The 24,928-nt window shown below is 69.2% G+C and carries 22 protein-coding genes; 5 read left to right on the forward strand and 17 right to left on the reverse strand.

What is annotated here, in order from left to right; translation table 11 throughout:
* Nucleotides 1-142 precede the first annotated feature (142 nt).
* The 3 genes from ispF to ACH4K4_RS31250 all read right to left on the reverse strand — a co-directional run bounded on the left by ispF (nucleotide 143) and on the right by ACH4K4_RS31250 (nucleotide 2,375).
* Nucleotides 143-649, reverse strand: a complete 507-nt coding sequence (gene ispF, locus ACH4K4_RS31240; RefSeq protein ID WP_398172016.1) for a 2-C-methyl-D-erythritol 2,4-cyclodiphosphate synthase — start codon at nucleotides 647-649, stop codon at nucleotides 143-145.
* Nucleotides 642-1,427 carry a 2-C-methyl-D-erythritol 4-phosphate cytidylyltransferase gene (gene ispD, locus ACH4K4_RS31245; RefSeq protein ID WP_398171862.1) on the reverse strand — a complete coding sequence of 262 codons (786 nt, stop codon included), beginning with the start codon at nucleotides 1,425-1,427 and terminating at the stop codon, nucleotides 642-644. Before ispD ends, ispF begins: the two co-directional genes overlap by 8 nt.
* 465 nt (nucleotides 1,428-1,892) lie before the next feature.
* Entirely contained in the window at nucleotides 1,893-2,375 is a 483-nt protein-coding gene (locus ACH4K4_RS31250) for a CarD family transcriptional regulator (protein WP_003953493.1), read from the reverse strand.
* A gap of 846 nt (nucleotides 2,376-3,221) precedes the next feature.
* On the opposite strand from ACH4K4_RS31250, the gene ACH4K4_RS31255 reads away from it, so the two are divergent.
* Nucleotides 3,222-3,899 (forward strand): DUF461 domain-containing protein, encoded by a 678-nt coding sequence (locus ACH4K4_RS31255; RefSeq protein WP_398171863.1) that lies wholly within the window; start codon nucleotides 3,222-3,224, stop codon nucleotides 3,897-3,899.
* A 190-nt stretch (nucleotides 3,900-4,089) separates the two neighbouring features.
* Here the strand turns inward: ACH4K4_RS31255 and ACH4K4_RS31260 are convergent, their stop codons facing one another.
* Both ACH4K4_RS31260 and ACH4K4_RS31265 read right to left on the reverse strand, forming a co-directional pair.
* Entirely contained in the window at nucleotides 4,090-4,770 is a 681-nt protein-coding gene (locus ACH4K4_RS31260) for a response regulator transcription factor (protein WP_006603892.1), read from the reverse strand.
* Nucleotides 4,767-6,041, reverse strand: coding sequence for a sensor histidine kinase (locus ACH4K4_RS31265; RefSeq protein WP_398171864.1), 1,275 nt, complete (start codon nucleotides 6,039-6,041; stop codon nucleotides 4,767-4,769). Before ACH4K4_RS31265 ends, ACH4K4_RS31260 begins: the two co-directional genes overlap by 4 nt.
* Nucleotides 6,042-6,266: 225 nt before the next feature.
* On the opposite strand from ACH4K4_RS31265, the gene phoU reads away from it, so the two are divergent.
* Nucleotides 6,267-6,944: a phosphate signaling complex protein PhoU gene (gene phoU, locus ACH4K4_RS31270; RefSeq protein ID WP_360125679.1), complete on the forward strand. Its 678-nt coding sequence runs from the start codon at nucleotides 6,267-6,269 to the stop codon at nucleotides 6,942-6,944.
* A gap of 704 nt (nucleotides 6,945-7,648) precedes the next feature.
* Here the strand turns inward: phoU and ACH4K4_RS31275 are convergent.
* From ACH4K4_RS31275 to ACH4K4_RS31285, 3 genes are all read right to left on the reverse strand, one after another.
* Entirely contained in the window at nucleotides 7,649-8,266 is a 618-nt protein-coding gene (locus ACH4K4_RS31275; RefSeq protein ID WP_398171865.1) for a HEPN domain-containing protein, read from the reverse strand.
* Between the two features lie 8 nt (nucleotides 8,267-8,274).
* Nucleotides 8,275-9,486 (reverse strand): DUF262 domain-containing protein, encoded by a 1,212-nt coding sequence (locus tag ACH4K4_RS31280; RefSeq protein ID WP_398171866.1) that lies wholly within the window; start codon nucleotides 9,484-9,486, stop codon nucleotides 8,275-8,277.
* A gap of 1,063 nt (nucleotides 9,487-10,549) precedes the next feature.
* Nucleotides 10,550-11,311: a phosphoglyceromutase gene (locus ACH4K4_RS31285; protein WP_398171867.1), complete on the reverse strand. Its 762-nt coding sequence runs from the start codon at nucleotides 11,309-11,311 to the stop codon at nucleotides 10,550-10,552.
* Nucleotides 11,312-11,621: 310 nt separating this feature from the next.
* Between ACH4K4_RS31285 and ACH4K4_RS31290 the strand changes: the two genes are divergently transcribed.
* Nucleotides 11,622-12,758 carry an alpha/beta hydrolase family protein gene (locus tag ACH4K4_RS31290; RefSeq protein WP_398171868.1) on the forward strand — a complete coding sequence of 379 codons (1,137 nt, stop codon included), beginning with the start codon at nucleotides 11,622-11,624 and terminating at the stop codon, nucleotides 12,756-12,758.
* Between the two features lie 38 nt (nucleotides 12,759-12,796).
* On the opposite strand, the gene ACH4K4_RS31295 is transcribed toward ACH4K4_RS31290, so the two are convergent.
* Together ACH4K4_RS31295 and mshA are read right to left on the reverse strand one after the other, a co-directional pair.
* Entirely contained in the window at nucleotides 12,797-13,294 is a 498-nt protein-coding gene (locus tag ACH4K4_RS31295; protein ID WP_398171869.1) for a YbjN domain-containing protein, read from the reverse strand.
* The gene (gene mshA, locus ACH4K4_RS31300) at nucleotides 13,287-14,690 is read right to left on the reverse strand and encodes a D-inositol-3-phosphate glycosyltransferase (protein WP_398171870.1); all 1,404 of its coding nucleotides are present in this window, start codon (nucleotides 14,688-14,690) and stop codon (nucleotides 13,287-13,289) included. Before mshA ends, ACH4K4_RS31295 begins: the two co-directional genes overlap by 8 nt.
* A gap of 295 nt (nucleotides 14,691-14,985) precedes the next feature.
* Here mshA and ACH4K4_RS31305 point away from each other — a divergent pair, with 295 nt between their 5' ends.
* The gene (locus tag ACH4K4_RS31305; RefSeq protein ID WP_398171871.1) at nucleotides 14,986-15,801 is read left to right on the forward strand and encodes a class I SAM-dependent methyltransferase; all 816 of its coding nucleotides are present in this window, start codon (nucleotides 14,986-14,988) and stop codon (nucleotides 15,799-15,801) included.
* 555 nt (nucleotides 15,802-16,356) lie between these two features.
* On the opposite strand, the gene ACH4K4_RS31310 is transcribed toward ACH4K4_RS31305, so the two are convergent.
* Nucleotides 16,357-17,259 (reverse strand): helix-turn-helix transcriptional regulator, encoded by a 903-nt coding sequence (locus ACH4K4_RS31310; RefSeq protein ID WP_398171872.1) that lies wholly within the window; start codon nucleotides 17,257-17,259, stop codon nucleotides 16,357-16,359.
* A gap of 250 nt (nucleotides 17,260-17,509) precedes the next feature.
* Between ACH4K4_RS31310 and ACH4K4_RS31315 the strand changes: the two genes are divergently transcribed.
* Nucleotides 17,510-18,517: an aldo/keto reductase gene (locus ACH4K4_RS31315; protein ID WP_398171873.1), complete on the forward strand. Its 1,008-nt coding sequence runs from the start codon at nucleotides 17,510-17,512 to the stop codon at nucleotides 18,515-18,517.
* A gap of 130 nt (nucleotides 18,518-18,647) precedes the next feature.
* Here ACH4K4_RS31315 and ACH4K4_RS31320 read toward each other — a convergent pair whose 3' ends face one another.
* From ACH4K4_RS31320 to ACH4K4_RS31345, 6 genes are all read right to left on the reverse strand, one after another.
* Nucleotides 18,648-19,070 carry an Hsp20/alpha crystallin family protein gene (locus tag ACH4K4_RS31320; protein WP_398171874.1) on the reverse strand — a complete coding sequence of 141 codons (423 nt, stop codon included), beginning with the start codon at nucleotides 19,068-19,070 and terminating at the stop codon, nucleotides 18,648-18,650.
* Nucleotides 19,071-19,262: 192 nt separating this feature from the next.
* Entirely contained in the window at nucleotides 19,263-19,394 is a 132-nt protein-coding gene (locus tag ACH4K4_RS31325; RefSeq protein ID WP_398172018.1) for a DUF397 domain-containing protein, read from the reverse strand.
* A complete protein-coding gene (locus ACH4K4_RS31330) occupies nucleotides 19,351-20,250 on the reverse strand; it encodes a helix-turn-helix domain-containing protein (RefSeq protein ID WP_398171875.1) in 900 nt (299 codons plus the stop codon). Before ACH4K4_RS31330 ends, ACH4K4_RS31325 begins: the two co-directional genes overlap by 44 nt.
* Before the next feature lie 456 nt (nucleotides 20,251-20,706).
* Nucleotides 20,707-21,177 carry an NUDIX hydrolase gene (locus ACH4K4_RS31335; protein WP_398171876.1) on the reverse strand — a complete coding sequence of 157 codons (471 nt, stop codon included), beginning with the start codon at nucleotides 21,175-21,177 and terminating at the stop codon, nucleotides 20,707-20,709.
* Nucleotide 21,178: 1 nt separating this feature from the next.
* Nucleotides 21,179-22,408, reverse strand: coding sequence for a CHAD domain-containing protein (locus tag ACH4K4_RS31340; protein WP_398171877.1), 1,230 nt, complete (start codon nucleotides 22,406-22,408; stop codon nucleotides 21,179-21,181).
* A complete protein-coding gene (locus ACH4K4_RS31345; protein WP_398171878.1) occupies nucleotides 22,392-24,671 on the reverse strand; it encodes an RNA degradosome polyphosphate kinase in 2,280 nt (759 codons plus the stop codon). The genes ACH4K4_RS31340 and ACH4K4_RS31345 overlap by 17 nt, the downstream gene beginning before the upstream one ends.
* Between the last annotated feature and the right edge of the window lie 257 nt (nucleotides 24,672-24,928).

Here is a 24,928-nt window from a genome sequence, read left to right on the forward strand (position 1 = left end):
CCGCGTTCCCGCACTTCCCAACTCCCGCGCGCGGCACGGTGTTCCCGTACCGCGCGGCCCATCTCGCCGGAGCCGATTCACCCCGCCTGCCGCTTGGACACAGCTGGACACAGCCTCTTGGACGCGGGTCCTTGCACGGCTCTTACCTCGCCGGCAGCACCAACGCCGTGGCGACCGCCGCCAGGCCCTCCGCGCGGCCCGTCAGGCCCAGGCCGTCCGAGGTGGTGCCGGACACCGAGACCGGCGCGCCGGCCGCTTCCGACAGGACCTTCTGGGCCTCGGCGCGCCGCTTGCCGATCTTCGGGCGTACGCCGATGACCTGCACCGCGATGTTGCCGACCACGAAGCCCTCGGCCCGTACGATGCGGGCCGCCTCGGACAGCAGCGTCACCCCTGACGCGCCGGACCACTCCGGGCGGTCGGTGCCGAAGTGTGCGCCGAGGTCGCCGACACCGGCGGCCGAGAAGAGCGCGTCACAGGCCGCGTGCGCGACCACGTCGCCGTCGCTGTGCCCGGCGAGGCCGTACCCGTCGCTCGCCGCGTCGTCCCACAGGAGGCCGGCCACCCACAGTTCGCGCCCCTTCTCGAAGGCGTGCACATCGGTGCCGATGCCCACCAGCGGCATCATCTGCAACTGCGGCTCATACATACCCATCGGTGGCCCTCCTGCGGGCGAGTACGGCTTCGGCCAGCACGAGATCCAGCGGCCGGGTCACCTTGAACGCTTCTTCGTGTCCCGGCACCACCACGACGGGCGCGCCGAGCTGCTCGACCATCCCGGCGTCGTCGGTCGCGCCGTCACCCTGAAGGGCGACCGTCTCGTGCGCCTTGACGAGGGTCGCCCGGTCGAAGCCCTGCGGCGTCTGTACGGCGCGCAGCCGGGCGCGCTCCGGCGTGCCCACCACGGGCTCCGGCTCGCCGGCCGACGCGCCGGTGCGCGGCTCGACCTGCTTGACGGTGTCGGCGAGCGGCAGCGCCGGCACCACGGCCGGGGCGCCGGCCCGTACGGCGGCGATCACCGAGTCGACGGTGTCGGCGGGCACCAGCGGCCGGGCCGCGTCGTGTACCAGCACCACGTCGATGTGCTCGGGCAGCGCGGCCAGCCCGTGGCGTACGGACTCCTGGCGGGTGTCGCCGCCGGGCACGACCACCAGGTCGGTGCGCTCGGACAGGGGGTACTGGTCCAGCAGATTGCGGACCTCGGTGGCACCGTCCGGCGGGGCGACGACCACGACGACGGAGACGGCGCGGGAGGCGGCCATCGCGCGCACGGCGTGGACGAGCATGGGCGTGCCGCCCAGCGCTCGGAGCGCCTTGGGGGCGCCCGGGCCCAGCCGCACGCCGCGTCCGGCGGCGGGGATCACCGCGGCGGTGCGGGGGCGGGGCGTGCCGGAGGGACCGGCGGAATCTGGGGATACGTCTGACATCGGTTGCTCCGGAACCCGGGGAGTCCCCGGAATTAGCGCAGACAGGTTTGTTTCCTGAGCCGACATGGGTATGGCCGCAGTGTGCCGGGCGCGACGCCCCGATCCGGACCCTTCCGTGACACCCGGTCGGGACAGCTGCCCGAGCCCGGCACGCCATAAGCCGGCGAGACGGATGATCTGGTCGGGGACGAGCACGGGGGCGGTCACCACGGGGAAAGATCACAAAGTTCGGTAGAGCCGCACGGCTTCCGCATGCCTACGTAGGGCCATTCCGCGTAGGGCTGTGCTGCGCAGGACCGGCCGTCGTAGTGCCATGCGTTCCCAGGACCCTGCGTCGCGTTCGTAGGGCCCTGCGGCACGGCATGCGCGTGCGGGCACGCCGCCAGATATGCCGCAGCGCCCGGCAACTGACCGCTCCTGGCCGGAGCCGGCCGCCACTCGGGCACCGCGGCATGCACTGCGTCGTCAGGACGCGAGAACCTCGTCGAGCAGGGCCTCGGCCTTGTCCTCGTTGGTGTTCTCCGCGAGGGCGAGTTCGCTCACCAGGATCTGGCGGGCCTTGGCGAGCATCCGTTTCTCACCGGCGGACAGCCCGCGCTCACGCTCACGACGCCACAGGTCGCGTACCACCTCGGCGACCTTGATGACGTCGCCCGATGCGAGCTTCTCCAGGTTTGCCTTGTAGCGACGGGACCAGTTCGTCGGCTCTTCGGCGTACGGTGCGCGGAGCACCTCGAAGACCCGGTCCAGCCCGTCCTGGCCGACCACATCGCGTACGCCGACGAACTCCGCATTGTCCGCTGGCACACGAACAGTCAAGTCGCCCTGGGCGACCTTCAGCACCAAGTAGGTCTTGTCCACGCCTTTGATCTGGCGAGTTTCGATGGCCTCGATCAGCGCGGCCCCGTGATGGGGATAGACCACGGTGTCGCCAACCTTGAACGTCATGTGACAGGTACCCCTTCCGTGGCTATCCATGCTAACACGGGAACGGGCTGTTCTGAATGGCGTTTTCGCAGGTCAGGGCATATCTCGGGGCTTGACAACAACGGCCGGAACGTGCTTCGAGGGGCCTCCGGACGCAGGAATTCGCAGGTCGGAGGCGCTTCTCGCGCGGGGCGAAACACGTACGTCACACCCCAGGAAGGGCCCGACGGAGCGACCGTACGTCCCGTTTTGCCGGAATCTGGATGTCGCACTTCCGCTACTCCGTTCGGTTCCCGGAGGACAGGTGTCCGTCGTTTCGTTAATTGATCACTGCCCGTCGCCTGCCGTACGTGATCAATTCCGGGAAGCCGGCACTTTCCCTGCGAATGCCGATTTGCCTCCGGGGAAACAGACCGGGCTTCACCCGAACGGCCGCCCGTCGGATATTCGGGATTCCTCGGGCCGCGCACCGTGATCATCGTGATCTTCCGGGTACGACCATGGATCTCTCGCGGATCTCTCGTGGACCTCCCGTGGACCTCCCGTGGATCTGCCGCGCATCCCGCGGTGACGGCCGCGCACCTCCCGGGCAGCGGGCACGGCGTGCGGCAAACGGACGTACGGCGGCGGGCGGCCGTGGCGCGCGGGGAGGCCGCCGAGGCAGATGTGACGAGGGTGTGATCGTCCTGGGGGCGGGTCGGGTGCGGCGGCCCGGGGGCGGCTCGGTAACCTAGCGGCGCTGACACACCCTTAGGGCGGCTTTACGCGGACGTCGACACGGCGGCCGCGCGAGGGCCGCCCAGCCGCCCATCCGCGACCGGGCTCGAAGTTCGGCCGCCGTAGTTCGTCCAAGGAGATGCCGCCGCCGTGAGCCGCAGCCTTCGACGCGGCGTCCTCGCCGCCACCGTTCTCACGCTCTCGATCGCCACGCTCTCCGCGTGCGGAGCCGGGAACGACGCCCAGACGCTCCAGGTCAAGCCCGACAACGCCGCTACCAGCGTCGGCGACCTCAAGATCCAGAACGCCTCCGTCGTCACCCAGCCCGACCTGAAGGCCAAGGGCCCGGCCGTGGTGACCGCGACGGTGTTCAACAACGGCAGCAAGGACCAGACGCTGCAGTCCATCAAGGTCAACGGCTCGAACACGGACGCGAAGCTGACGCCCGCCAAGGGCTCGGGGCCGATCGTGGTCCCGGCCGGCGGCTCGCTCGTGATCGGCGGCAAGGGCAACGCCTCCGCCGTGCTGGACAGCGGCCGTGAGGCCGTACAGGACGGCAACGCGCAGCCCCTGACGTTCGACTTCAGCGAGGCCGGCAAGGTCCAGCTGCGGGCGTTCGTCGTCCCGGCCAAGAGCTACTTCAAGGACTACGGTCCGAGCGAGGTGCCGTCGCCCTCCGCCTCGGCCGGCGCCCCGTCCGGCTCGGCGTCCCCCAGCGGCACCCCGGGCGCTCCGGGCGGCCAGGGCAGCCCGTCGGGCAGCGCCACGCCCTCCGGCAATGCCACGCCGTCCGGCAACGCCACGCCCTCCGGCGAAACCGGCCGCTGACGCAGGCCGCGCGGCGGAAGCCAGCAGCACAGCGAGCGCCGTGCGGCCGGAGAGCACTCCTCCGGCCGCACGGCGCTCGTCTGCGCTCACACACACGCTCGCGCGATCAACCGACGTGCGCCTCGGCGGCCGAGGTCCTGCGCCCTCGCGACCGGTCGGCCCACGCCCTCGACGGCGTACGGCGTACGACTTACGGCTCGAACTTGTACCCCAGGCCGCGGACCGTGACCAGGTAGCGCGGCGCGCCCGGGTCCGGCTCGATCTTGGCCCGGAGCCGCTTGACGTGGACGTCCAGCGTCTTGGTGTCGCCCACGTAGTCGGCGCCCCACACGCGGTCGATCAGCTGCATACGGGTCAGCACCCGGCCCGCGTTGCGCAGCAGCATCTCCAGCAGGTCGAACTCCTTCAGCGGCAGGTCGACCTTGCCGCCGGAGACCGTGACGACGTGGCGGTCGACGTCCATCCGCACCGGGCCCGCCTCCAGCGCCTGCGGCGTGACCTCCTCGGGCTCCCCCCGGCGGCGCAGCACCGCGCGGATCCGGGCGACCAGCTCGCGGGAGGAGAAGGGCTTGGTGACGTAGTCGTCGGCTCCTATTTCCAGGCCGACCACCTTGTCGATCTCGCTGTCCTTGGCGGTCACCATGATGACCGGGACGTTGGAGCGGCCGCGCAGCTGACGGCAGACCTCGGTGCCGGGCAGGCCCGGCAGCATCAGGTCCAGCAGGACCAGGTCGGCGCCGTTGCGCTCGAACTCGTCCAGGCCGTCGGGGCCGGTGGCCGCGATGGCGACCTCGAAGCCCTCCTTGCGGAGCATGTACGACAGGGCGTCACTGAACGATTCCTCGTCCTCGACGACGAGCACTCGGGTCACGGAAGGACCTCCGGGGCAGGGTGAGCAGGGAGCGGATCGTTGAAGGTCTCATAGGGGCGGTCCTCGTCGTCGAGGCCCTCCGCTGACGGGTCGGAGGCGGTACGCGCGCGGTCGCGCACGGCGCCGGCCTCCGGAAGACGCAGGGTGAAGGTGGAGCCCTGTCCCTCAGCGCTCCATACCGTGACCTCCCCGCCGTGCGAGGCGGCCACGTGCTTGACGATGGCGAGGCCGAGGCCGGTGCCACCGGTGGCGCGCGAGCGCGCCGGGTCCACGCGGTAGAACCGCTCGAAGACGCGGTCCCGGTCCTTCTCCGATATCCCGATGCCCTGGTCGGTCACCGCGATCTCGATCAGGTCGCCGCCGTGCGCCTGGACCCGGCGGCCCGCGATACCGACCCGGGTGCGGGCCGGTGAGTAGTTGACGGCGTTCTCCACGAGATTGCCGAGCGCGGCGGCGAGCTGGCCGCGGTTTCCCCATACGTGCAGGTCGGCGGTGCCGCCGGCGGCCATGGTGATCTGTTTCGTGCCCGCCTGCTGGCGGCAGCGGTCGATCGCCTCGGCGACCAGCTCGTCGACCCGGACCGGCTCGGCGTCCTCCAGCGGGTCGTCGTTCTGCACCCGGGAGAGGTCGATCAGCTCCTGGACGAGGTTGGTCAGGCGGGTGGCCTCGTTCTGCATGCGCCCCGCGAAGCGCTCGACGGCCTCGGGGTCGTCACTGGCGTCCATGACGGCCTCGGACAGCAAGGACAGCGCGCCGACCGGGGTCTTCAGCTCATGGCTGACGTTGGCGACGAAGTCGCGCCGTACCGCCTCTATGCGCCGGGCCTCGGTCAGGTCCTCGACCAGCAGCAGGACCAGCCGCGAGCCGAGGGGCGCGACCCGCGCCGAGACCGCCAGGGCGTCGCCGCCCCGGCCCGTGCCCCGGCGCGGCAGGTCCAGCTCGACCTGGCGTATCTCGCCGTCGCGGCGGGTGTCGCGGGCCATTTGCAGCATCGGCTCGACGGCCAGCTTCCCACCGCGTACGAGCCCGAGGGCGTACGCGGCCGAGCTGGCCTTGACCACCGCGTCCGCCTCGTCCAGGACGACGGCCGAGGAGCGCAGCACGGACAGGACCGTGTCCACACCGGGCGGCAGCACCGCGTCGGTGTGCAGGGACGTACGCGTGGGCTTGGCCTGTTCCCTCTCGCTCCAGCGGAACGCCAGCATGGCGAAGACGCCGGTGCACAATCCGGCGATCGCTGCCACTGCGGCGACGGCCGCGTCCACGTTCATGACTCCAGGTTATGCGCCGGGTATGACAGTTCCCCAGCCGTTCGAGGGCCTGCTCGAACATACGTCGCCCAGAGTTCACCTTGGTGTCGGTGCCGGTTCACTCCGGATGGCAGAACCGGTCGCGTTCCGGCCGGATCGTGGGAGCGTGGGGTTTTCCGGCCCCCACGACAGCACCACCTCGACAACACCACCTCGACACCACCTCGAAGCGAGAGAAGGTCACTGATGCGGGACGCGTACCACGAGGAGCTGGATTCGATCGGCGAGGGCCTCGTCGAGATGGCCCGGCTCGTCGGCTCCGCGATCGGGCGCGCCACGACGGCGATACTCGACGCGGACCTGAAACTCGCCGAGGCCGTCATCGCCGCCGACGAGAAGGTCGACGACCTTCAGCGGGACCTGGAGGCACGCGCGATAGCCCTCCTCGCCCGCCAGCAGCCGGTCGCCACCGACCTGCGGATCGTCGTCACCTCCCTACGTATGAGCGCCGACCTGGAACGCTCCGGCGACCTGGCCCAGCACGTGGCCAAGCTGGCCCGGCTGCGCTTCCCGGAGACGGCCGTGCCGCGGGACCTGCACGCCACGATCCTGGAGATGGGCCAGCTGGCACAGCGCCTGATGGCCAAGGCCGCCGAGGTCATCATCACCAAGGACGTCGACCTGGCGCTCCAGCTGGAGCAGGACGACGACGCCATGGACCTCCTCCACCGCGCCCTCTTCCAGCACCTCATGGACGACCGCTGGAAGCACGGCATCGAGACGGCCGTGGACGTGACGCTGCTGGGCCGCTACTACGAGCGGTTCGCCGACCACGCGGTGTCCGTCGCCAAGCGCGTCGTCTACCTGGTCACCGGCGAGCACGCGGACGAGATCGCTCCGCCCACACCGGTGGAGGGCGCGTAAGGGCGCCCGCCGCCGCACGGCACGGCACGCACTCCCCCGTACGGCGGCGTGCCGTGCCTCCACGCGCCGTTGATGCGCCTCGCCCGGCAGGCATCCAATGGACAGCGAACGACGCGAACACCATTCGGACGGCCCTCTCCCCGAGGAGGCAGAACATGACGCGTTCCACTGTCCCCACCCCGGCCGACCAGCCCCCCCGCCTGAGCGACTGCGCCTGCGGCCCCGGCTGCCAATGCGGCTGCCAATCCGGCGGCTCCTGCCAGTGCGGAGGCGGCTGCGGCTGACCCACCGGACGAGGAACGGGGCCGCGTCCGCGGCTCACACGGGCCCCGCCCGGCATGCTGCCGGCGGGGCCCCAGAGTTACTTTTCTGCCCCTTGTTTCTTGCCGGCTTTCTTGTGAGGAATGCACGCGGACCGAATGCTCATTGCCGAGTCGGCAGACGACCTCCCCGATTCAGCACTGTCCAGCTTTGCTCACAAGGATGGCTTGACCGCTGGCTAGCCAGCTAGTGATCCCTCATCGATACCCTCTCACCCCTCTTGCCACGAGAACTATTAGCAAATAACCGATGATTAGGAATACGCGAAAGGCCGCACCCCTCCTGGGTAGGGAGGAGCGTGAAGGGCAAGTTCAATCCCGTCAGTACCTATTGTCAGCTGCGTCTCGGCAAATCCCCCCTCCCGCATCCCCGCACATGCTTGACTATTTGCCTTCCATCTGCCCATCGAGGTCACGAAAACCACTCAGAATCCGCCCAACAGCCTTCATTTCCTTTTGAGGGTCAGGACGGACCTGCATTTTAGCGCCCTTATGGGCGGCATCCCCGCGGGCGGTAGCCCAGGCGTCTATGTCGCTTATCCATGCAGTGTCAAGCTCCTCTTCAAGTAAGCCGATTGGCAGCAACATGCGCAGTAGATTCTTCTCTTTGATACCGTGGTTTTGATTGCGCACGAAACGATGCAAGTCGCTTCTCGCTTCTTCCACTCGCGCAGAAAGGGTAGGGTACTTCCGCCTCTTCGAGGTAGCCTCACTGAGTGATCCGGGGATCGCCGGCGCGGATTCCCTGTACGCCACTGCGGCCAGCAAACTCACCGAGACTTCACCGCTCGCCCTCCATTTCGCTACCGCCTCGTCGATCACTTCAAGCACGCGATCTTCTATGAACGATTCAAACTCTGCGTGCGCTAGCACCCGAAAGGCTCGCGTGTGCTCATAGACGAAATCCTCGTACAACCCTGTGGGGTCAAAATCGACCGGCAGAAAACAATTGCGCAGTTCGAATATTCTCTTTTCAAGCTCCTCGAAGCGGGATGACGGCATCTCGACTCCTAGGGCACCAGGCGATTCTCGCGCAATTCAGGAATGCGCACCTTTATCCCGATAGCCTCGCCGAGAGCTTCCCCCCAAAGGGAGAGGCGGCGATAGGTAGCCAAGGGGGTTTTTGTGGTGGTTTGGATGGACTCAACGAATCGCTGGTCATTATCACACAGACCCCGAAATGCACTTTCAATGGCCTCGGCATGAGACCCGATCTTCGCCCGGACGGAATCTTCGGAGAAGTAGTAAGTCATGACATCGAAGACCGCACGATTGAACCGCCCCTCGTATTTCCCGTGCGCCCAACGATAAAAAGCGTTATCGCCAAACACGTCGAATGTCGCCTCGATGGCACGATTGCAGTCCTCACCAACTCCCCTGATGCGGGCCTCCTCCTTCGGCCACTGCGCGTTGAGGACGTTGACGGTATCATCCAGGAATTTTTTCAGATTCCCAGTGTACTCGTCGAGCATATATCTGAAGCCGAAGTAACGAAGAAGTATCTCGACGTCTCGCATTCGAAAGTCAGGCTTGTCAATCCGCAATGCGTAGCGCAGCCATTCACTCTCCGAGGCGCAATCGTCCAGGAAGTCGGTAAACTTTCCCGGATGCAGCGCCTGCCTCAGCTCCTGCGGCGACAGCTTGACGCTTCCAGTGTTAAGGCGCAAAAATACAAGATTCAGGAAGTCTTCATTCGGCCATCGCCGCACCACTACAGTGCGGATCGTCTCATTCAAAAGAGAATTCAGATCGTCCACGTATTCATCATCGTCCTCCATCTTCTTGAGGGTCGCAAGTCGGAGATCTTCGCGGACCTCCATCCCTGTGAGAGAGAAACCCTTGAAAGACTCCTCTTCCTCTGACGCGGCAAAGGAAGATCCTGCGGCGAACTGACGCAACGCGAGAAGGCGTTGCTTACCATCCAGCACTATGAACTTTCCGCGCCGATTCTTATCCTCTGCGAGTACGATCTGCGGAATCGGAAGCCCTAGAATCAACGATTCAATAAAGCGACTCTTCCTAGGTTTATTCCACGCATCTCGCCGCTGAAATCGCGGATTTAGCTGAATGTTCCCTCGCCGCAATTGGCTCAGGATTGTTTCCGCTGTCCAGTCGGTATCCGTGACGACGGCACGCGTAACCTCTTCTGAGGTCACTGCCTCTGTTGCGTCATCCTCTTCACCGTCAGCGTCGTCCCACTCGGGTTCGCTGTAAGTGGCCATGCTGCTTCACACCTCGCTAGGGACACGTTTAGTACGCCCATGCCTGGGGCTCAGCTTGGCAGACACATCCGTCTGACCGCTGCCGATTCATGGATCTTAGAGAGGCGTTGTCCCGCCTGCCCCCGTGCCCTAGACGTGTAGGTCGGCGGAGCAGGGTGGGGCTGGCGGTCTGCTCGGCCTGAGACCGATCGTGATCAGGACCGCGTACACGGTTGCCAACTCGGGCAGGCTACGGATCTGCCTGTGATGCACACGAGCTGCTGTGATTCACGCCCCAGGGGGCTATAGCGTTGACCCTTCCGAGTCCTACGGTGCTCCGCTACATGGCCCTGATACTCGATCTTCGGGTACATGCTCGTACCTCCGCCGTCTGTGGCAACAGGGTGACGGCTTACGGGGCGCCTACGAAGGGCGGGGGTAACTGCCGGGCTCCAGACCGCTGGCCATGTGCTGAAGCACTCCCGAGCTCGGCTCGCTGACGCTCCAGTTCGGCGTCCTCACCAGGGCAAGTACTCGCCTATCGCTTGCCGATGCCCCGCTGTCGCGAGTGTGGCCAGCGTGGAGACGCATTACCAGCGGGGCCTCCAGCGCACCGACACGCGTGACCTCCAAATCGACTGGCACTGCGCTCCCTATGGGTGCTCGGCAAGTCGTGAGTATTCCCGGTCTAGATCACGCTTTCGTGACAGGTCCGCACTGGGGAGGTATGGCAGCCCGCGCTTGCTGCGGCCGGGGTCGCCCCGGTGTCCCGGCCATATGCCGCTTCCGGGAGGTCAAAACGCACGCGCCTGCAGCACTTCTATGCTTCGGTGCTCTCGGACGCCGGGGAGAACATCAAGGCATTCACCGAGTACCTGGGCCAATCAGCCCCAGGGCTGACGCTCCGGATATACGCCCACCTGCTGCTATTCAGTCAGGAGCGCGCCCGGTAAGGCTGTGGCGGTCGTCATTGATGCGGCCAGCCAAGGACATTCCGTACCTGATCGCCCAGAGGCGGGCCCAGGGCAGTGCCAAGCCCCCTCCCCGCGGCAAAGTCGCAGGTAGGGGGCTTACCGCTACGGGCTTACTTCTTCTTGCCCTGGTTCTTTACTGCCTCGATGGCGGCCTTGGCGGCTTCGGGGTCGAGGTAGGTGCCGCCCGGGTTGACCGGGTGGAAGTCGGCGTCGAGTTCGTAGGTGAGGGGGATGCCGGTGGGGATGTTCAGGCCGGCGATGTCGGCGTCGGAGATGCCGTCGAGGTGCTTGACCAGGGCGCGGAGCGAGTTGCCGTGGGCGGCGACCAGGACGGTGCGGCCGGCGGCCAGGTCGGGGACGATGCTGTCGTACCAGTACGGCAGCATGCGGACGACGACGTCCTTGAGGCACTCGGTGCGCGGGCGCAGCTCGCTGGGGATGACCGCGTAGCGCGGGTCGTCGATCTGGGAGAACTCGGCGTCGTCCGCGAGGGCGGGCGGCGGGGTGTCGTACGAGCGGCGCCAGAGCATGAACTGCTCCTCGCCGAACTCGGCGAGCGTCTGCGCCTTGTCCTTGCCCTGGAGCGCACCGTAGTGGCGCTCGTTCAGGCGCCAGCTGCGGTGTACCGGGATCCAGTGGCGGTCGGCGGCCTCCAGGGCGAGCTGCGCGGTGCGGATGGCGCGCTTCTGGACGGAGGTGTGCAGTACGTCGGGGAGCAGGCCGGCGTCCTTGAGCAGCTCACCGCCGCGGACCGCCTCCTTCTCGCCCTTCTCGTTGAGGTTGACGTCCACCCAGCCGGTGAACAGGTTCTTCGCGTTCCACTCGCTCTCGCCGTGGCGAAGGAGGATCAGCTTGTACGGTGCGTCGGCCATGCCTTCGAGCGTAATCCACTTTCGGCCATGGCCTCGCCGCGGCATCCGTGATCTTCGTGGAGGCCGGTCCGGCGATAGGGGTGCTGGCACGATCGCGCGGCGCGGGTGGGGTGGGGAGGCTGGTGGTGACATCGCAGCCACCGGAGCCACCGGGGGCGATCGGACGGGGAGAGATGGAATGGCGTACTCGCGGCGGGCTTGGTTGGGGGCGGGGCTGGCGGCCGTGGCTGGGGTGGTCCTCGCGGCACCAGCGATGGGAAGAGTGGGGGAAACGGAGGAAGGGGAGAGGGGTGGGGCGGGGGCGGTTCGGATGGTGTTGCCCGCGCCGACCGGGAAATACCAAGTCGGCTTGGCGGGCTTGCGCTTGGTGGATGGCAAGCGTCGCGATCCCTGGGTGGCGGAGCGGGCGCAGCGGGAATTGATGGTGAGTGTTCGGTACCCGGCGCGGGGGGCTGACGGGTATCCGCGGGCGCCTCAGATGTTGCCGGGGGAGGCGGCCGGGTTCGAGGAGCGGAGTAATTTCTCGGAGGCCGTTCCCAAGGGGATGGCTGACTGGGGGGCCACCCGTACTCACGCGCGTCTGCGTGCGCCCGTGGCGCGGCATGGTGGGCGGGGCTTCCCTGTGGTCCTCTACTCCCCCGGCGCCGCGGACCCGCGCTCGCTCGGCAGCACGCTCTGTGACGAGCTGGCCTCCCGTGGGTACGTCGTCGTCAGCATCGATCACACGTACGAGGCGCCGGCGGTGCAATTCCCGGGCGGGCGGGTCGCGTACAGCCGGATGTGGGAGGAGGCGGGGAAGGCGAAGAATCCCGAGCAGGTCACTGCACTGTTGAAGAAGTTGACGGCGGTGCGGGTGGCCGATACTCGGTTCGTTCTGGATGAGCTGGCGCGGGGCGCGGTGCTGCCGCAGTCGCTTCGAGGGGTGCTGGACCTGCGGGCGGTGGGAATGTTCGGTCACTCGGGGGGCGGGTTCACGGCAGCGCAGGCCATGCATGACGACCGCCGGATCAGGGCCGCGGCGAATCTGGACGGCGTGATGGGCTATACGCAGCGCGACGACGACCCGGCCCATCCGTCCACCGTCGGTACGGACGGGCTGGACCGGCCGCTGCTCCTGATGGGCAAGGAGGGCGACAACCACCACACGGTCGCGTCCTGGAAGGCGGTGTGGGAGAACAGTTCGGGGTGGCACCGGGATCTCACCCTGACCGGTTCCGGGCACGCGAGCTTCACGGACGCACAGTCGCTGGTGCCGCAGCTGGCCCGGAAAGCGGGACTGCCGCGCGCGACTGTCGAGAAGCTGGTGGGTACGGTCGCGCCGGACCGTTCGGTCGCCGCTCAGCGGGCGTATGTGGCGGCCTTCTTCGACCGGTGGCTGCGGGGGCGGGACAGCGGGTTGCTGGACGGGCCGTCCGCCCGCTTTCCCGAGGTGCGGTTTGTGGGGTGAGGGATGGTTGCCGGGGAGGGAAGTCCGCTACGCCGACGCTATGCCGATGGGCGCCGGGTCAGGTGGCTGAATGCTTCCAGGTTGCGGGTGGACTCTCCCCGGGAGACCCGCCACTCGTACTCCTTGCGGATGGCGGAGGCGAAGCCCATTTCCAGGAGGGTGTTGAAGCTGCCGTCGGCGTTCTCCAGGACCGTGCCCAGGATGCGGTCGAGTTCGTCGGGGGTGACGGCCGCGAGCGGCAGCTTGCCGACGAGGTAGATGTCGCCGAGTTTGTCGATGGCGTAACTCACCCCGTAGAGGCGGGTGTTGCGCTCCAGCAGCCAGCGGTGCACGGCCTCGTGGTTCTCGTCCGGGTGGCGGACGACGAAGGCGTTGATGGAGAGGGAGTGCTTGCCGACGACCAGGGAGCAGGTCGTGGAGAGCTTGCGGGTGCCGGGCAGGGTGACGACGTACGTGCCGTCGGCGGGCGATTCCCACGTCAGGCCCGCGTCGCCGAGAGCCGTCTCGATCACCTGTCGCGCTGTGTCCTCAGCCATGGGGTGATCGTAGGTGACGGCGCCGTTCCTGCATCGCGGCGGTGTACACCTCGGCGGTCGCGGCCGCCGCGGTGTCCCAGCCGAAGGACCTGGCGTGCCGGGCGGCGGCCCCGCCCATGCGGCCGGCCAGCGACGTGTCCCGGGCGAAGCGGCCGAGGGCGCGGGCGTAGTCGGCCGGGTCGTGGCCGTCGATCAGGAAGCCGCTGACGCCGTCGCGTACGGCCACCGGAAGACCGCCGACGGAGGCGGCGACGACCGGGGTCCCGCTCGCCTGGGCCTCGATGGCGACCAGGCCGAACGATTCGCTGTAGGACGGCATGACCAGTACGGACGCGGCGCGGTACCAGTCGGCGAGCTGCTCCTGGCCGACCGGCGGGCGGAAGCGTACGACGTCGGTGATGCCCAGCCGCGCTGCCAGCTTCTGGAGGCCCTCGGGCTTGGCCAGGCCGCTGCCGCTGGGGCCGCCGACGACGGGTACGACCAGGCGCGACCGGAGTGCCGGGTCCTCGTCCAGGAGGACGGCGACGGCGCGGAGCAGGATGTCGGGGGCCTTGAGCGGCTGTATGCGGCCGGCGAAGAGCGGGATCAGGGCGTCCTGGGGCAGGTCCAGGCGGGCTCGGGCCGCGGCGCGCGAGGCGGAGGGGTCCTCGTCGGAGGCGGGGCCGGAAGCGGGAGTGCCGGGGGCCACGGGCCGGAAGCGGTCCAGGTTGACGCCCGGGTGCACCACGGCGACCTTGTCCGGCCCGGCCTCGTAGTGGCGTACCAGCTCCCCCGCCTCCTCCGCGGTGTTCGCGATCAGCCGGTCGGCGGCGCGCACGATCTGGGTCTCGCCGATGACGCGCGCGGCGGGTTCGGGGGTGTCGCCGGCGGCCAGGGCGGCGTTCTTGACCTTGGCCATGGTGTGCATGGCGTGGACGAGCGGTACGCCCCAGCGCTCGGCGGCGAGCCAGCCGACGTGCCCGGAGAGCCAGTAGTGGGAGTGCACCAGGTCGTAGTAGCCGGGGCGGTGGCCCGCCCATGCCTGCATGACGCCGTGCGTGAAGGCGCAGAGCTGAGCGGGCAGCTCCTCCTTGGCCAGGCCCTCGTACGGGCCCGCGTCCACGTGCCGTACGAGGACGCCGGGCGCCAGTTCGACGGCGGGCGGCAGGGTACCGGTGGTGGCGCGGGTGAAGATCTCCACCTCGATGTTGAGGGAGGCGAGCTTCTTGGCCAGCTCGACGATGTAGACGTTCATGCCGCCGGCGTCGCCGGTGCCCGGCTGGTGCAGCGGGGAGGTGTGCACGCTCAGCATCGCGACCCTGCGGGGGCGGCGGGTGCCGCCGGGCAGGCGCAGCCCGGACCGCCCCGGAAACGGACCGTAGGAACGGCTGCGGCGCCTGGACACGTATTGGCTCACTGCGGGCTACCTCCTAGCCGGTACGGCCTTGGCCGGGGCGTGCGGCGCCTCCGAAAGCCCGTAACAACGGAATGGCGGCATCCATTTCCCTCCGGGCCCGCTCTCTCCTCACTTTGCCAAAGCGTGACCTTGGACGGGGGCGGGAGGGCGGGAGGGGTGTGGGGAGGTGGAGAGGGGTGTGAGGAGGTGGGGTGGAGTGTGAGGGGGCTGGGAGGCGTGGGAAGGGTGAGCGGTACGGCCGGGGGCGGGGAGGCGGGCGGGTCTGCCGGGGCTCGTGGGCGCATAGGGTCAAGGCATGGCCCGCAGCACCCCCGCCCCCTCCTCCCCGCCTTCCCGCCCCCTCGGGAACGCGACCCGCGGGACCACCAACCCCAACCGGCTGCGCCGCATGGACCGCTGGATCGCCGCCACGCATGCCGCCGCGCTGCGGCGCGGCCCCGCCCCCGTCGCCGTGGACCTCGGTTACGGGGCCGCGCCCTGGACCGCCGTGGAGCTGCTGGCCCGGCTGCGTACGGTCCGGGCCGACGTCAGCGTGGTCGGCATCGAGATCGATCCGGCGCGGGTCGCCGCCGCGGCCCCGTACGAGTGCCCTGGGCTGGTCTTCGTGCACGGCGGCTTCGAGGTGCCGCTGCCGGGGCGGGCCGCGCCCGTGCTGATCCGCGCGGCGAACGTGCTGCGCCAGTACGACGAGGACGAGGTGGCCGCCGTGTGGGCGCGGCTGTGCGCGCGGCTGGCGCCGGACGGGCTGCTGGTGGAGGGCACCTGCGACGAGATCGGGCGGCGGCACGTGTGGGTGGCGCTGGGCCCCGAGGGGCCCCGTACGGTCACCTTCGCGGCCCGGCTCGGCCAGCTGGAAACCCCGTCCGACCTGGCGGAACGGCTGCCGAAGGCGTTGATCCACCGCAATGTGCCGGGGCAGCCCGTGCACGCGTTCCTGCGCGATTTCGACCGGGCGTGGGCCGCGGCGGCACCGTACGCGTCGCTGGGCGCGCGGCAGCGGTGGATGCGCAGCGTGCTCGCCCTGAGTACGGCGTGGCCGCTCGCCGACGGGCCCCGGCGGTGGCGGCAGGGCGAGGTCACCGTCCGGTGGGACGCGGTCGCGCCGGTGTGAGTGCCCGCCCCCGCCCCGCCCCATTTGTGTGTCGGTTCAGGAATCCTCCGGCCGTATGGCGGACGGACGCGGGCCGGCAGTTCCCCTCAGACGGCCTCGCTCGTTGAGCGATTGCTGATCTTGTTGAGCAGTTCGGCAGTTCGGAGTAGTCCGGCAATTCGGAGTAGTTCGGCAGTTGAGCTGCGGCAACAAGGCGGTGCGCTCCGAAGCGTTCCGCTTCGGTCCGTCCGAGAAGAGGAGGAACTTGTGCGACGAATGAGTACTGTCCTGGCTTTGGCCGTGGCTGCCGGTGGACTCGGCGCGTCGGCGGTGACCGCCCCAGCCGCTTCCGCCGCCCCCGTCCAGGGACCCCCGTTCCCGTACGCCGACTGTCTCGCCGCCACGAAGAAGAAGGGGGAGAGCCCGTCTTACAGGAAGTGGCACTGTGACCAGCTGGTCAAGAAGGGTTGGGTCAAGCCGCCGAACCGCTGACCTGCGCTTGTCAGGAGCCCCCGGCGGCGGCATGCCTGTGGCCCCGCCGGGGCGGGGCCACAGGAGCTGCCTGGCACGACAGGCTCACGCCCGTCCCGCGACCGGTGTCCGATCCCGCTCCCCTTCTCCCTCCCCTCCCCCCTCGCCCTCGCCCCCGCCCTCGCCTGCGAGTTCGCGCAGCTTGCGGGAGGTCGGTGAGTCGCGTGGCGCCGTGTACGTACACAGCGTCTGGCCCGCCTCCTGGGGAAGCCGGAAACTCTCGTAACAGAGCACGAGTTCGCCGACTTGCGGATGGAGCACGCGCTTGGTGCCGCTGCAACGTTCCTGCACGGACTGTGCCTCCCACAGCCTCCGGAAGTCCGCGCTGCTGTCGAGCAGTTCGCCGATGACGCAGCGCAGCCGCGGGTCCTCCGGGCTGCGCCCCGCCTCGGCCCGCAGGTTGCCGACCATGCTCTCCGCGATCAGCTCCCAGTCCGGGTGGAGGGCGCGGGCGGACGGGTGGAGGAAGACCAGGAGGGCGGCGTTGCGCCGCTCGGGCTCGATCGCGTCGTAGTCGAAGCCGATACGGGCGGCGAGGCGGTTCCAGGCGAGGACGTCCAGGCCGCGGCCCTGAATGAAGGCGGGGACGGTTGCGTCCATGGCGTCCAGCAGGTGCCGGATCTCGGGCCGTACGCGCTGGACCGGCCGCGGGTGCGACTGGCGTCGCGGCCCGGCGACGTTGCGCAGGTAGCGGGCTTCGGCGGAGGTCAGCCGCAGGGCGCGTTCGATGGCGCTGAGCACCGGTTCCGAGATGGCGTGGGCGCGGCCCTGTTCGATGCGCGTGTAGTAGTCGACGCTGATGCCCGCCAGCCGCGCGACCTCCTCGCGCCGCAGGCCACGCACGCGCCGCCGGGTCAGGCCCTCCGGCAGACCGAGTTCGGCCGGGTCCAGCGCGGCACGGCGCGCCTTGAGGAACGCTCTGATCTCGGGTTCCGGGTGCACCACCATCGCACCAGTATGCGGCGGGGCGGCCGGGCGGAGGCCCGCGTCCGACAGGGTGGTTCCGCCAGACCCAGGTCGCGGCGGGCCTGGTGTGCGGCGAGGGCGGACAGCAGGCTGGGGGCATCACGCCGCCAACGGCTCGTACCGGTTCCGTACGGATTCGCACACACCGCGTACGTACTCCCTACGCACTCCCCGTGCACTCCTGTACGGGGGCCCGGCGGCGGCACCGACGGAAAGAGAAGGCTCAAAACTCATGCAGCGCAGAATTCTTGGCGGCACCGGCATCTCGGTCAGCGAGTACGCACTCGGCGCGATGATGTTCGGCGCCTGGGGAAACAAGGACCACGACGAGAGCGTGCGGATCGTCCACCGCGCGCTGGACGCCGGCATCAACTTCATCGACACGGCGGACGTGTACGCGGGCGGCGAGAGCGAGGAGATCGTCGGCAAGGCGCTCAAGGGGCGGCGCGAAGACGTCGTCCTGGCCACGAAGTTCTTCAACCCGATGGGGCCGGACGCCAACCACGGCGGCAGCTCGCGGCGCTGGATCGTGCGGGCGGTGGAAGACAGCCTGCGGCGGCTCGGCACCGACTACATCGACCTCTACCAGGCACACCGCCCCGACCCCGCGACCGACATCGACGAAACGCTGTCCGCCCTCTCCGATCTCGTGCGGTCAGGAAAGGTACGGGCGGTGGGCAGTTCCACCTTCCCCGCCGAGCAGATCGTCGAAGCGCAGTGGGTGGCCGAGCGCCGCGGTCACGTGCGCTTCCGCAGCGAGCAGCCGCCGTACTCGATGCTGGCGCGCGGCATCGAAGCGGCGGTCCTGCCGACGGCGCAGCGCTACGGGATGGGCGTACTGACCTGGGGCCCGCTCAGTGCGGGCTGGCTGTCCGGACGCGACCTGTCGGCCAGCGGGCGGGCCGCCCTGGAGAACGCCAAGTTCGACCTGTCGGTCCCGGAGAACGCGCGCAAGGCGGAGGCGGTCACCGAGCTGGCGAAGGTGGCGTCCGAGGCGGGCCTGACCCTGCCGAACCTGGCGACCGCCTTCGCACGGTCACACCCCGCCGTCACGTCCGTGATCATCGGCCCGCGCACCCTCGACCAGCTCGACAGCCTGCTGGACGGCGCCGAAGTCACCCTCGACGCACACGTACTGGACCGGATCGACGCGATCGTGCCGCCGGGCACGGACCTGAACAAGGCCGACAGCTACTACACGCCGCCGGCCGTCGCCGACGCGAGCCTGCGGCGGCGCTGAGCCGGGCCCTGGCCAGGCCGGGGCGGAGGTCGGCGGTGCCGGGGCGGAGTGGCGCGGGCCGGGTACACGGTGGCGATGCCGGAGCGCGGCGGGTCCGAAGCGGCTGGTACCGCCGCGCCCCGGCCGCCCCTCACCGGGATATCTGCGCGCGCGAACTGCCGCCGGTGATCTCGATCTTGCGCGGCTTGGCCTGCTCGGCAACCGGGATGCGCAGCGTCAGGACACCGTTCTCGTACGAGGCGTCCACCCGCTCACTGTCGAGCGACTCACCGAGGAACAACTGCCGGCTGAACTTGCCGGCGGTGCGCTCGCTCGCGATCAGCTCGGCGCCCTCCGGGGCCGTGGCACCGCGCTCGGCGCGGACGGTGAGCACGTTGCGCTCGATGTCCAGGTCGATGGCCTGCGGGTCGACTCCCGGCAGATCGAAGTGGATCACGAACTCGTCGCCGGACCGGTAGGCGTCCATGGGCAGCGCCGCCGGGCGGGCCGTCGTCCCGAACACCTGCTGGGTGAGGCGGTCCATCTCGCGGAACGGATCGGTGCGCATGAGCATCACGGGTCATCTCCTTCCGAAGGCAGTGGATGCGATGCCCTACGCCCTCCGTTATAGCCCCACGCAGAGAAGTTGACAAGCCCCGACTCAGGTTGTCTGCCAGTGGGGCGCCCTACCCGCCCCGCGACCACAACCACGCACGACGCCCCCTCCAGCCGGCTGGAGGGGGCGTTGACGGAGAGTGGCGGCCGGTCAGGCCGCCATGGTCTTGGCGAGTCCGACGAAGGCGGACCAAGCCGCCACCGGGACCACCAGGCACGGCCCGTCGGGGACCTTGCTGTCACGCACGGGCACGACGCCGGGGAAATCGAGGGCTATCTCGATGCAGTTGCCGCCGTTGTTTCCGCTGTAGCTGCTCTTGAGCCACGTCGCCGCGCCGAGATCGGTGATGTTCATGCTGGCGGTACCCTTCCATGATTCTGCTGATCAGAGCGGCCGAATCCGGGGCTGACAGGGCGTCCGCCCTCAACACATCATAGGACCGGGAGTGCTTGGCGACGGCAGCCGGAGCGTCGTTGAAATGGCCTCGATCCAGGCTCTCCGAGTACACCCACTCGTGTCCGTCCGGCATCGTGATCAAGGTGACCGGAGTATTGGGCCGGACGATAGGGGTCCCGGAGTCGAACATCGCAACTTGGATGACGATATTGGGGCGTTCGCTCATGGCCAGCAGATGCGCGCATTGCTCACCCATGACGTGAGGTGCCCCTACAGCCGTCCGTAGGGAGCTTTCGTCCAGCACGGCGATCAACAGCGGCCCCTGTGGGTTCATGAACCGCTGCTGTCGGCTCAGTCGAGCGGCTACGCGCCCCTCAAGAGCCTCCCCGGAGTCAACTTGTGAGAACAGCGCTCGCGCATAGCCTTCGGTCTGGAGCAGTCCGGGAATCACCTGGGCCTGGTACTCCCGCAGCGCCACCGCCTCCGCGTCCATGTCGGCCCGGCGTTGGAACCAGTCCGGGTGTTCGACTTCCGGGTACCAATCGATCCGTCGCCACAGCCGCAGCAGCGCGCCGCCGGTCGACAGAATCTGGTCGCATGTCGTGACGAACGGCTCGTCCGGCACCCGGCTTCCCGACTCGACGCGGGTCACCAGTGTGCGGTCACAGTGCAACTGCCGGGCCAGGTCCGCCTGTCTGAGCCCCGCCGCTTCCCGCTGGTGCGTCAGCAGTTCCCCGAACACCTGCGCTGCACTACTGGCTTGCCCGCATTGCGCGTTACGCCTTCGCACGGCCCTCCTCATGTGCCAGTTACCGGGTGGCACCTATCACGCATTGTGAGCGCATCGCGCGTCCGAAATCCTGGGATCGCCGGAAAAGGGTCACCAGGAGGACGGGCGAATGCTGAGCGCAGAGGAAAACGCAAGGTCGTTCGAGGCCATGGAACTTGCCAGGGCCCGGGAGCGGGTGAGTCTCACCGTCCACGACCCTTACGTGATCGAAGAAGTGGCGAAATGCGTGCACTGCCGGTGCCTCGTCCTCTGGGTGGACGAGACGGGGATCTGCGTCTTCTGCAAGCAGCCTCTGAGGCACAAGGAAAACGAAGGAGACCGCGAGAATGGGTAACTAGAACGAGGACGCGTGGTCCGGAAGGCGGTCAGCCTGAGCACGTAGGGGTGACCGCCCAGTTTCACGACGGATCAATGATCTTCGCCGCCGTGGCACTCCCGCTCGGCCGCGTACAGCGCCTTCAACAGGGCATCGACCATTTCCCTGTCCCTGCCCTGTGTCAAAACTCTTCGGGCCTGCGCAGGTGGCAGCCACAACAGACGGTCCACCTCGTTGTTCGGCGCGAAGGTTCCGCCGGTGGCTTCGGCAGCCCAGTAGCGAACCTCCTTGGGGCGCCCGTTCACGAGGTAATGAACGGTTGGCATCTCCGGGCCGGGGCGGCAACTCATGCCGGTCTCTTCTGCCACCTCGCGAACTGCTCCGGCGAGCCAATCCTCGCCGCGCTTGAGCTTCCCTTTGGGGAAGGACCAGTCTGCCCACTTCGGTCGATGGACCAGAGCGAGTTCGACGTCATCACCAGAGGCGGCGCGCCGCCAGAGTACGCACCCGGCCGCGCGGGTCACCCACCCGTCCGCTCGGATTTCCTTTTGTGTCTCCGCCATGTCAGTGCCCCTTCCGCACCGCCGGGCCCTGCTCGGGCGGCTGGCCGTGGAGCCATATCCGGCCGAACACGAAGCGGGCGGCTTCGACTTCGTGCCGCTGGTCGGCGTGGAGTACGCCGAGTGCGTACGCGGTGGCCGGGGCGATCCGTGGCGTACGGGCCGCGGCGGCGGTCGCGGCGGCGGCCTCGGCGGCGTCGCGGTGCCGTTCCAGGGCGCGGCAGGCCTCGTCCAGGCGCGGGTCGGCGTCGTCCGGGTCGGTCACCTCCTGGGCGTACCGGCTCAGCCGGGCGAGCAGCCGTACCTGGTGCCAGGGCGCGTCCTGGCGGGAGTCGGAGGCCAGCGCGTCGGCGTTGTACGGATGTGCGGCGCGGGCGAGCGGCAGTGCCGCGACGGCCTCCGCGAGCCGCCGGTGGGCCTGCTCGGCCAGCGGTGGCAGCACCTCCGTCGCGGGCTGGTCCGCTGCGGCGGTGAGCGGCGCCTCGGAGGCGAGTACGGCTACGGCGTCGGCGACGGCGTGGAAGCGGGAGGAGCCGAGGGCCTGGAGGGCGGCGGAGTGGGCGCGCGTACGGGCGAGGGTGATCTGCCGCTCCAGAAGGGCGCCGGCCCGCGCGGCCCCGGCGGAGAGGGTGGCGGCGGCCTCGCCGAGGTCCGCCTGGTCCGGACCGGAGGAAACAGAATTGGCGGTGGGGGCCGAATGGGCGGTGGGAGCGGAATTGGCGGTGCGGGTGGAGTTCCTTGCCTGGCCGGCGCCGGGCTCGCGCTCGCCCCGCCCCGTGAGCCGCTGAAGCGCTCCCATCAGCCGGTCCAGCCGGGCCGTGCCGGCGTGTTCGCGGGCCAGTGTGCCCGAGAGCCAGGCGAGTTCGCCGCGCAGGTGGTCGGCCCACTTCTCGTCCGCGAGGGGGCGGAAGGTGTGCAGCGCGCCGCCGATCCGGCGGGAGGCGGAGCGCAGGTGGCGGGCCGCTTCGCGGGCGCCCTCCGCGTCGGGGCCGCTGTCTCGGTGCGCGCGCAGGCTGCGCAGGAACTCGGTGGACTGGTGGTGCAGGTAGGCGGCCAGTACCTCGCCCGCGGTGTGTCCGGTAAGCGGGGAGCCGCTGGGCACGCCCGGCCGTCCCTGGCCGCCGGGCCAGGCCGACGGGCCGGGGCGTGCCGGCCCCTCGGCCAGTGCGGCAGGCGCGCCACCGGGACCTGCGGGCTCGTAACGCGGTGGGGGGAAGTCATGTCGCTGGGCCACGCCGGCGCCTCCGGGCGTCTATGAGCATTTCCTGTACGTTGCGCAGCGGCGCGCCGTCCGCGTCGGCCGCGTGCCGGGTCCAGTTGCCGTCCGGGCCCAGGTGCCAGGACGAGGTGGTGTCCGACGTGCCGGTCTCCAGCAGGCGGTTGAGCGCGGCGCGGTGGGCCGGGTCGGTGACCCGTACCAGCGCCTCGATCCGCCGGTCCAGGTTGCGGTGCATCATGTCGGCGCTGCCGAGCCACACTTCGGGCTCGCCGCCGTTGCCGAAGGCGAAGACCCGGGAGTGTTCGAGGAACCGGCCGAGGACGCTGCGGACCCTGATGTTCTCGCTGAGCCCTTCGACGCCTGGCCGCAGGGCACAGATGCCGCGTACCCACACGTCGACCGGTACACCGGCCTGTGACGCGCGGTACAACGCGTCCACGACGGCCTCGTCGACCATCGAGTTGACCTTGACGCGTACGTAGGCGGGCCGTCCGGCGCGGTGGTGCGCGATCTCCTTGGTGATGCGCTGGACGAGGCCGTCACGCAGGGACTTCGGGGCGACCAGCAGGCGCCGGTAGGTCTCCCGCCGGGAGTAGCCGCTGAGCCGGTTGAAGAGGTCGGAGAGGTCCGCGCCGACCTGCGGGTCGGCGGTCAGCAGCCCAAGGTCCTCGTACAGCCGGGCCGTCTTGGGGTGGTAGTTCCCCGTCCCCACATGTGAGTAGCGGCGCAGCATCTCGCCTTCCTGGCGGACGACGAGCGACAGTTTGCAGTGCGTCTTGAGCCCCACCAGCCCGTACACGACATGGCAGCCCGCTTCCTCCAACTTGCGTGCCCATTTGATGTTGGCCTGTTCGTCGAAGCGCGCCTTGATCTCGACGAGGACGAGCACCTGCTTACCGGACTCGGCCGCGTCTATGAGCGCGTCGACGATCGGCGAGTCGCCCGAGGTCCGGTAGAGGGTTTGCTTGATGGCCAGTACGTCGGGGTCGGCGGCGGCCTGCTCCAGGAACGCCTGTACGGAGGTGGAGAACGAGTCGTACGGGTGGTGGAGCAGTACGTCGCGGGTGCGCAGCGCGGCGAAGATGTCGGGCGCCGAGGCCGATTCGACCTCGGCGAGGTCGCGGTGGGTGCCCGCGACGAACTTGGGGTATTTCAGCTCGGGGCGGTCCAGGGCGCCGATTCCGAAGAGTCCGGTCAGGTCCAGCGGGCCCGGCAGCGGGTAGACCTCGGAGTCGGAGACCTTCAGCTCCTGGACGAGCAGGTCCAGTACGGCCGGGTCGATGGACTCCTCGACCTCCAGGCGGACCGGCGGCCCGAAGCGGCGCCGCATCAGTTCCTTCTCCAGCGCCTGGAGCAGGTTCTCCGCGTCGTCCTCCTCGACTTCCAGGTCCTCGTTGCGGGTCACCCGGAACATGTGGTGCGCCCGCACCTCCATTCCGGGGAACAGCTCCTCCAGGTGCGCGGCGATCACGTCCTCGATGGGCACGTACCGCTGCGGCGCGGCCTCCAGGAAGCGGGACAGCAGCGGCGGCACCTTGACCCGCGCGAAGTGGTCGTGGCCGCTGACCGGGTTGCGTACGACGACGGCCAGGTTCAGGGAGAGGCCGGAGATGTACGGGAACGGGTGGGCGGGGTCGACGGCGAGCGGGGTGAGGACCGGGAAGATCTGCTGACGGAACAGGGTGAAGAGGCGGGCCTGCTCCTTCTCGGTCAGGTCGGGCCAGCGGATGAGGTGGATGCCCTGGTCGGCCAGCTCGGGGGCGACGTCCTGCTGGTAACAGGCGGCGTGCCGGGCCATGAGTTCGCGCGAGCGGGTCCAGATGAGGTCCAGCACCTCGCGGGGCTGGAGGCCGGAGGCGGAGCGGGTGGCGACGCCGGTCGCGATGCGCCGCTTCAGGCCCGCCACCCTGACCATGAAGAACTCGTCGAGGTTGCTCGCGAAGATCGCCAGGAAGTTGGCCCGTTCGAGTAGCGGGGTGGCCGGGTCCTCGGCCAGCTCCAGGACCCGTTCGTTGAACGCCAGCCAGCTGCGTTCGCGGTCCAGGAAGCGGTTGGGCGGCAGCTCCCTGCCGTCTTCGCCCGCCGCGCCGTCGTCCTCGTAGTCGTCCAGGTCGGCGTCGAGGTCGGGTTCCAGCTCGGGCACCGGCACGGCGACCGCGTGCGGCCGGTGCGCGGCTATGGAGCCCACCGAAGGCTGCGCGTTCGGCGGCTGGGGGGACGCCGTGCGGGACGACGTCTCGGTCCGGTCCGTGGCCTGGGCGCTCGGCTGCTGGGTCATGGCCTTATTCTTCCGCGCCGGGGCCTTCGTCAGCCCGTCGGACGGAGTCGGTACGGGACGCAGGCGGCGGCCGGCGGCATTCGGGACAGCGGGCTGCATTCAGCGATGCTCGCAAGCGACGTTGAATCACCGGTAACGCGGACATGGCGGCCAGGCAAGCGGGCCGCTACTCCCCGGTGTTTACGTTCCCGTGTCTTGTGTTTTCGGGGGCGCGCCTCGGGGCGCAAAAGGGGGCGCGCGAAGTACACGTAAAGCGC

The organism is Streptomyces sp. NPDC017529 (assembly GCF_044329785.1).
Lineage (GTDB): Bacteria > Actinomycetota > Actinomycetes > Streptomycetales > Streptomycetaceae > Streptomyces.

Excerpts from the sequence above, each read along its gene's own strand:
- ACH4K4_RS31275 (WP_398171865.1), bottom strand. The coding sequence starts at position 8,266 with ATGCCGTCATCCCGCTTCGAGGAGCTTGAAAAGAGAATATTCGAACTG.
- ACH4K4_RS31280 (WP_398171866.1), bottom strand. The coding sequence starts at position 9,486 with ATGGCCACTTACAGCGAACCCGAGTGGGACGACGCTGACGGTGAAGAG.
- ACH4K4_RS31285 (WP_398171867.1), bottom strand. The coding sequence starts at position 11,311 with ATGGCCGACGCACCGTACAAGCTGATCCTCCTTCGCCACGGCGAGAGC.
- ACH4K4_RS31250 (WP_003953493.1), bottom strand. The coding sequence starts at position 2,375 with ATGACGTTCAAGGTTGGCGACACCGTGGTCTATCCCCATCACGGGGCC.
- ACH4K4_RS31295 (WP_398171869.1), bottom strand. The coding sequence starts at position 13,294 with ATGGCTGAGGACACAGCGCGACAGGTGATCGAGACGGCTCTCGGCGAC.
- ACH4K4_RS31305 (WP_398171871.1), top strand. The coding sequence starts at position 14,986 with ATGGCCCGCAGCACCCCCGCCCCCTCCTCCCCGCCTTCCCGCCCCCTC.
- ACH4K4_RS31320 (WP_398171874.1), bottom strand. The coding sequence starts at position 19,070 with ATGCTCATGCGCACCGATCCGTTCCGCGAGATGGACCGCCTCACCCAG.
- ispD (WP_398171862.1), bottom strand. The coding sequence starts at position 1,427 with ATGTCAGACGTATCCCCAGATTCCGCCGGTCCCTCCGGCACGCCCCGC.
- ispF (WP_398172016.1), bottom strand. The coding sequence starts at position 649 with ATGTATGAGCCGCAGTTGCAGATGATGCCGCTGGTGGGCATCGGCACC.
- ACH4K4_RS31265 (WP_398171864.1), bottom strand. The coding sequence starts at position 6,041 with ATGAACGTGGACGCGGCCGTCGCCGCAGTGGCAGCGATCGCCGGATTG.
- ACH4K4_RS31335 (WP_398171876.1), bottom strand. The coding sequence starts at position 21,177 with ATGGCGGAGACACAAAAGGAAATCCGAGCGGACGGGTGGGTGACCCGC.
- ACH4K4_RS31345 (WP_398171878.1), bottom strand. The coding sequence starts at position 24,671 with ATGACCCAGCAGCCGAGCGCCCAGGCCACGGACCGGACCGAGACGTCG.
- ACH4K4_RS31290 (WP_398171868.1), top strand. The coding sequence starts at position 11,622 with ATGGTGTTGCCCGCGCCGACCGGGAAATACCAAGTCGGCTTGGCGGGC.
- ACH4K4_RS31310 (WP_398171872.1), bottom strand. The coding sequence starts at position 17,259 with ATGGTGGTGCACCCGGAACCCGAGATCAGAGCGTTCCTCAAGGCGCGC.
- phoU (WP_360125679.1), top strand. The coding sequence starts at position 6,267 with ATGCGGGACGCGTACCACGAGGAGCTGGATTCGATCGGCGAGGGCCTC.
- ACH4K4_RS31315 (WP_398171873.1), top strand. The coding sequence starts at position 17,510 with ATGCAGCGCAGAATTCTTGGCGGCACCGGCATCTCGGTCAGCGAGTAC.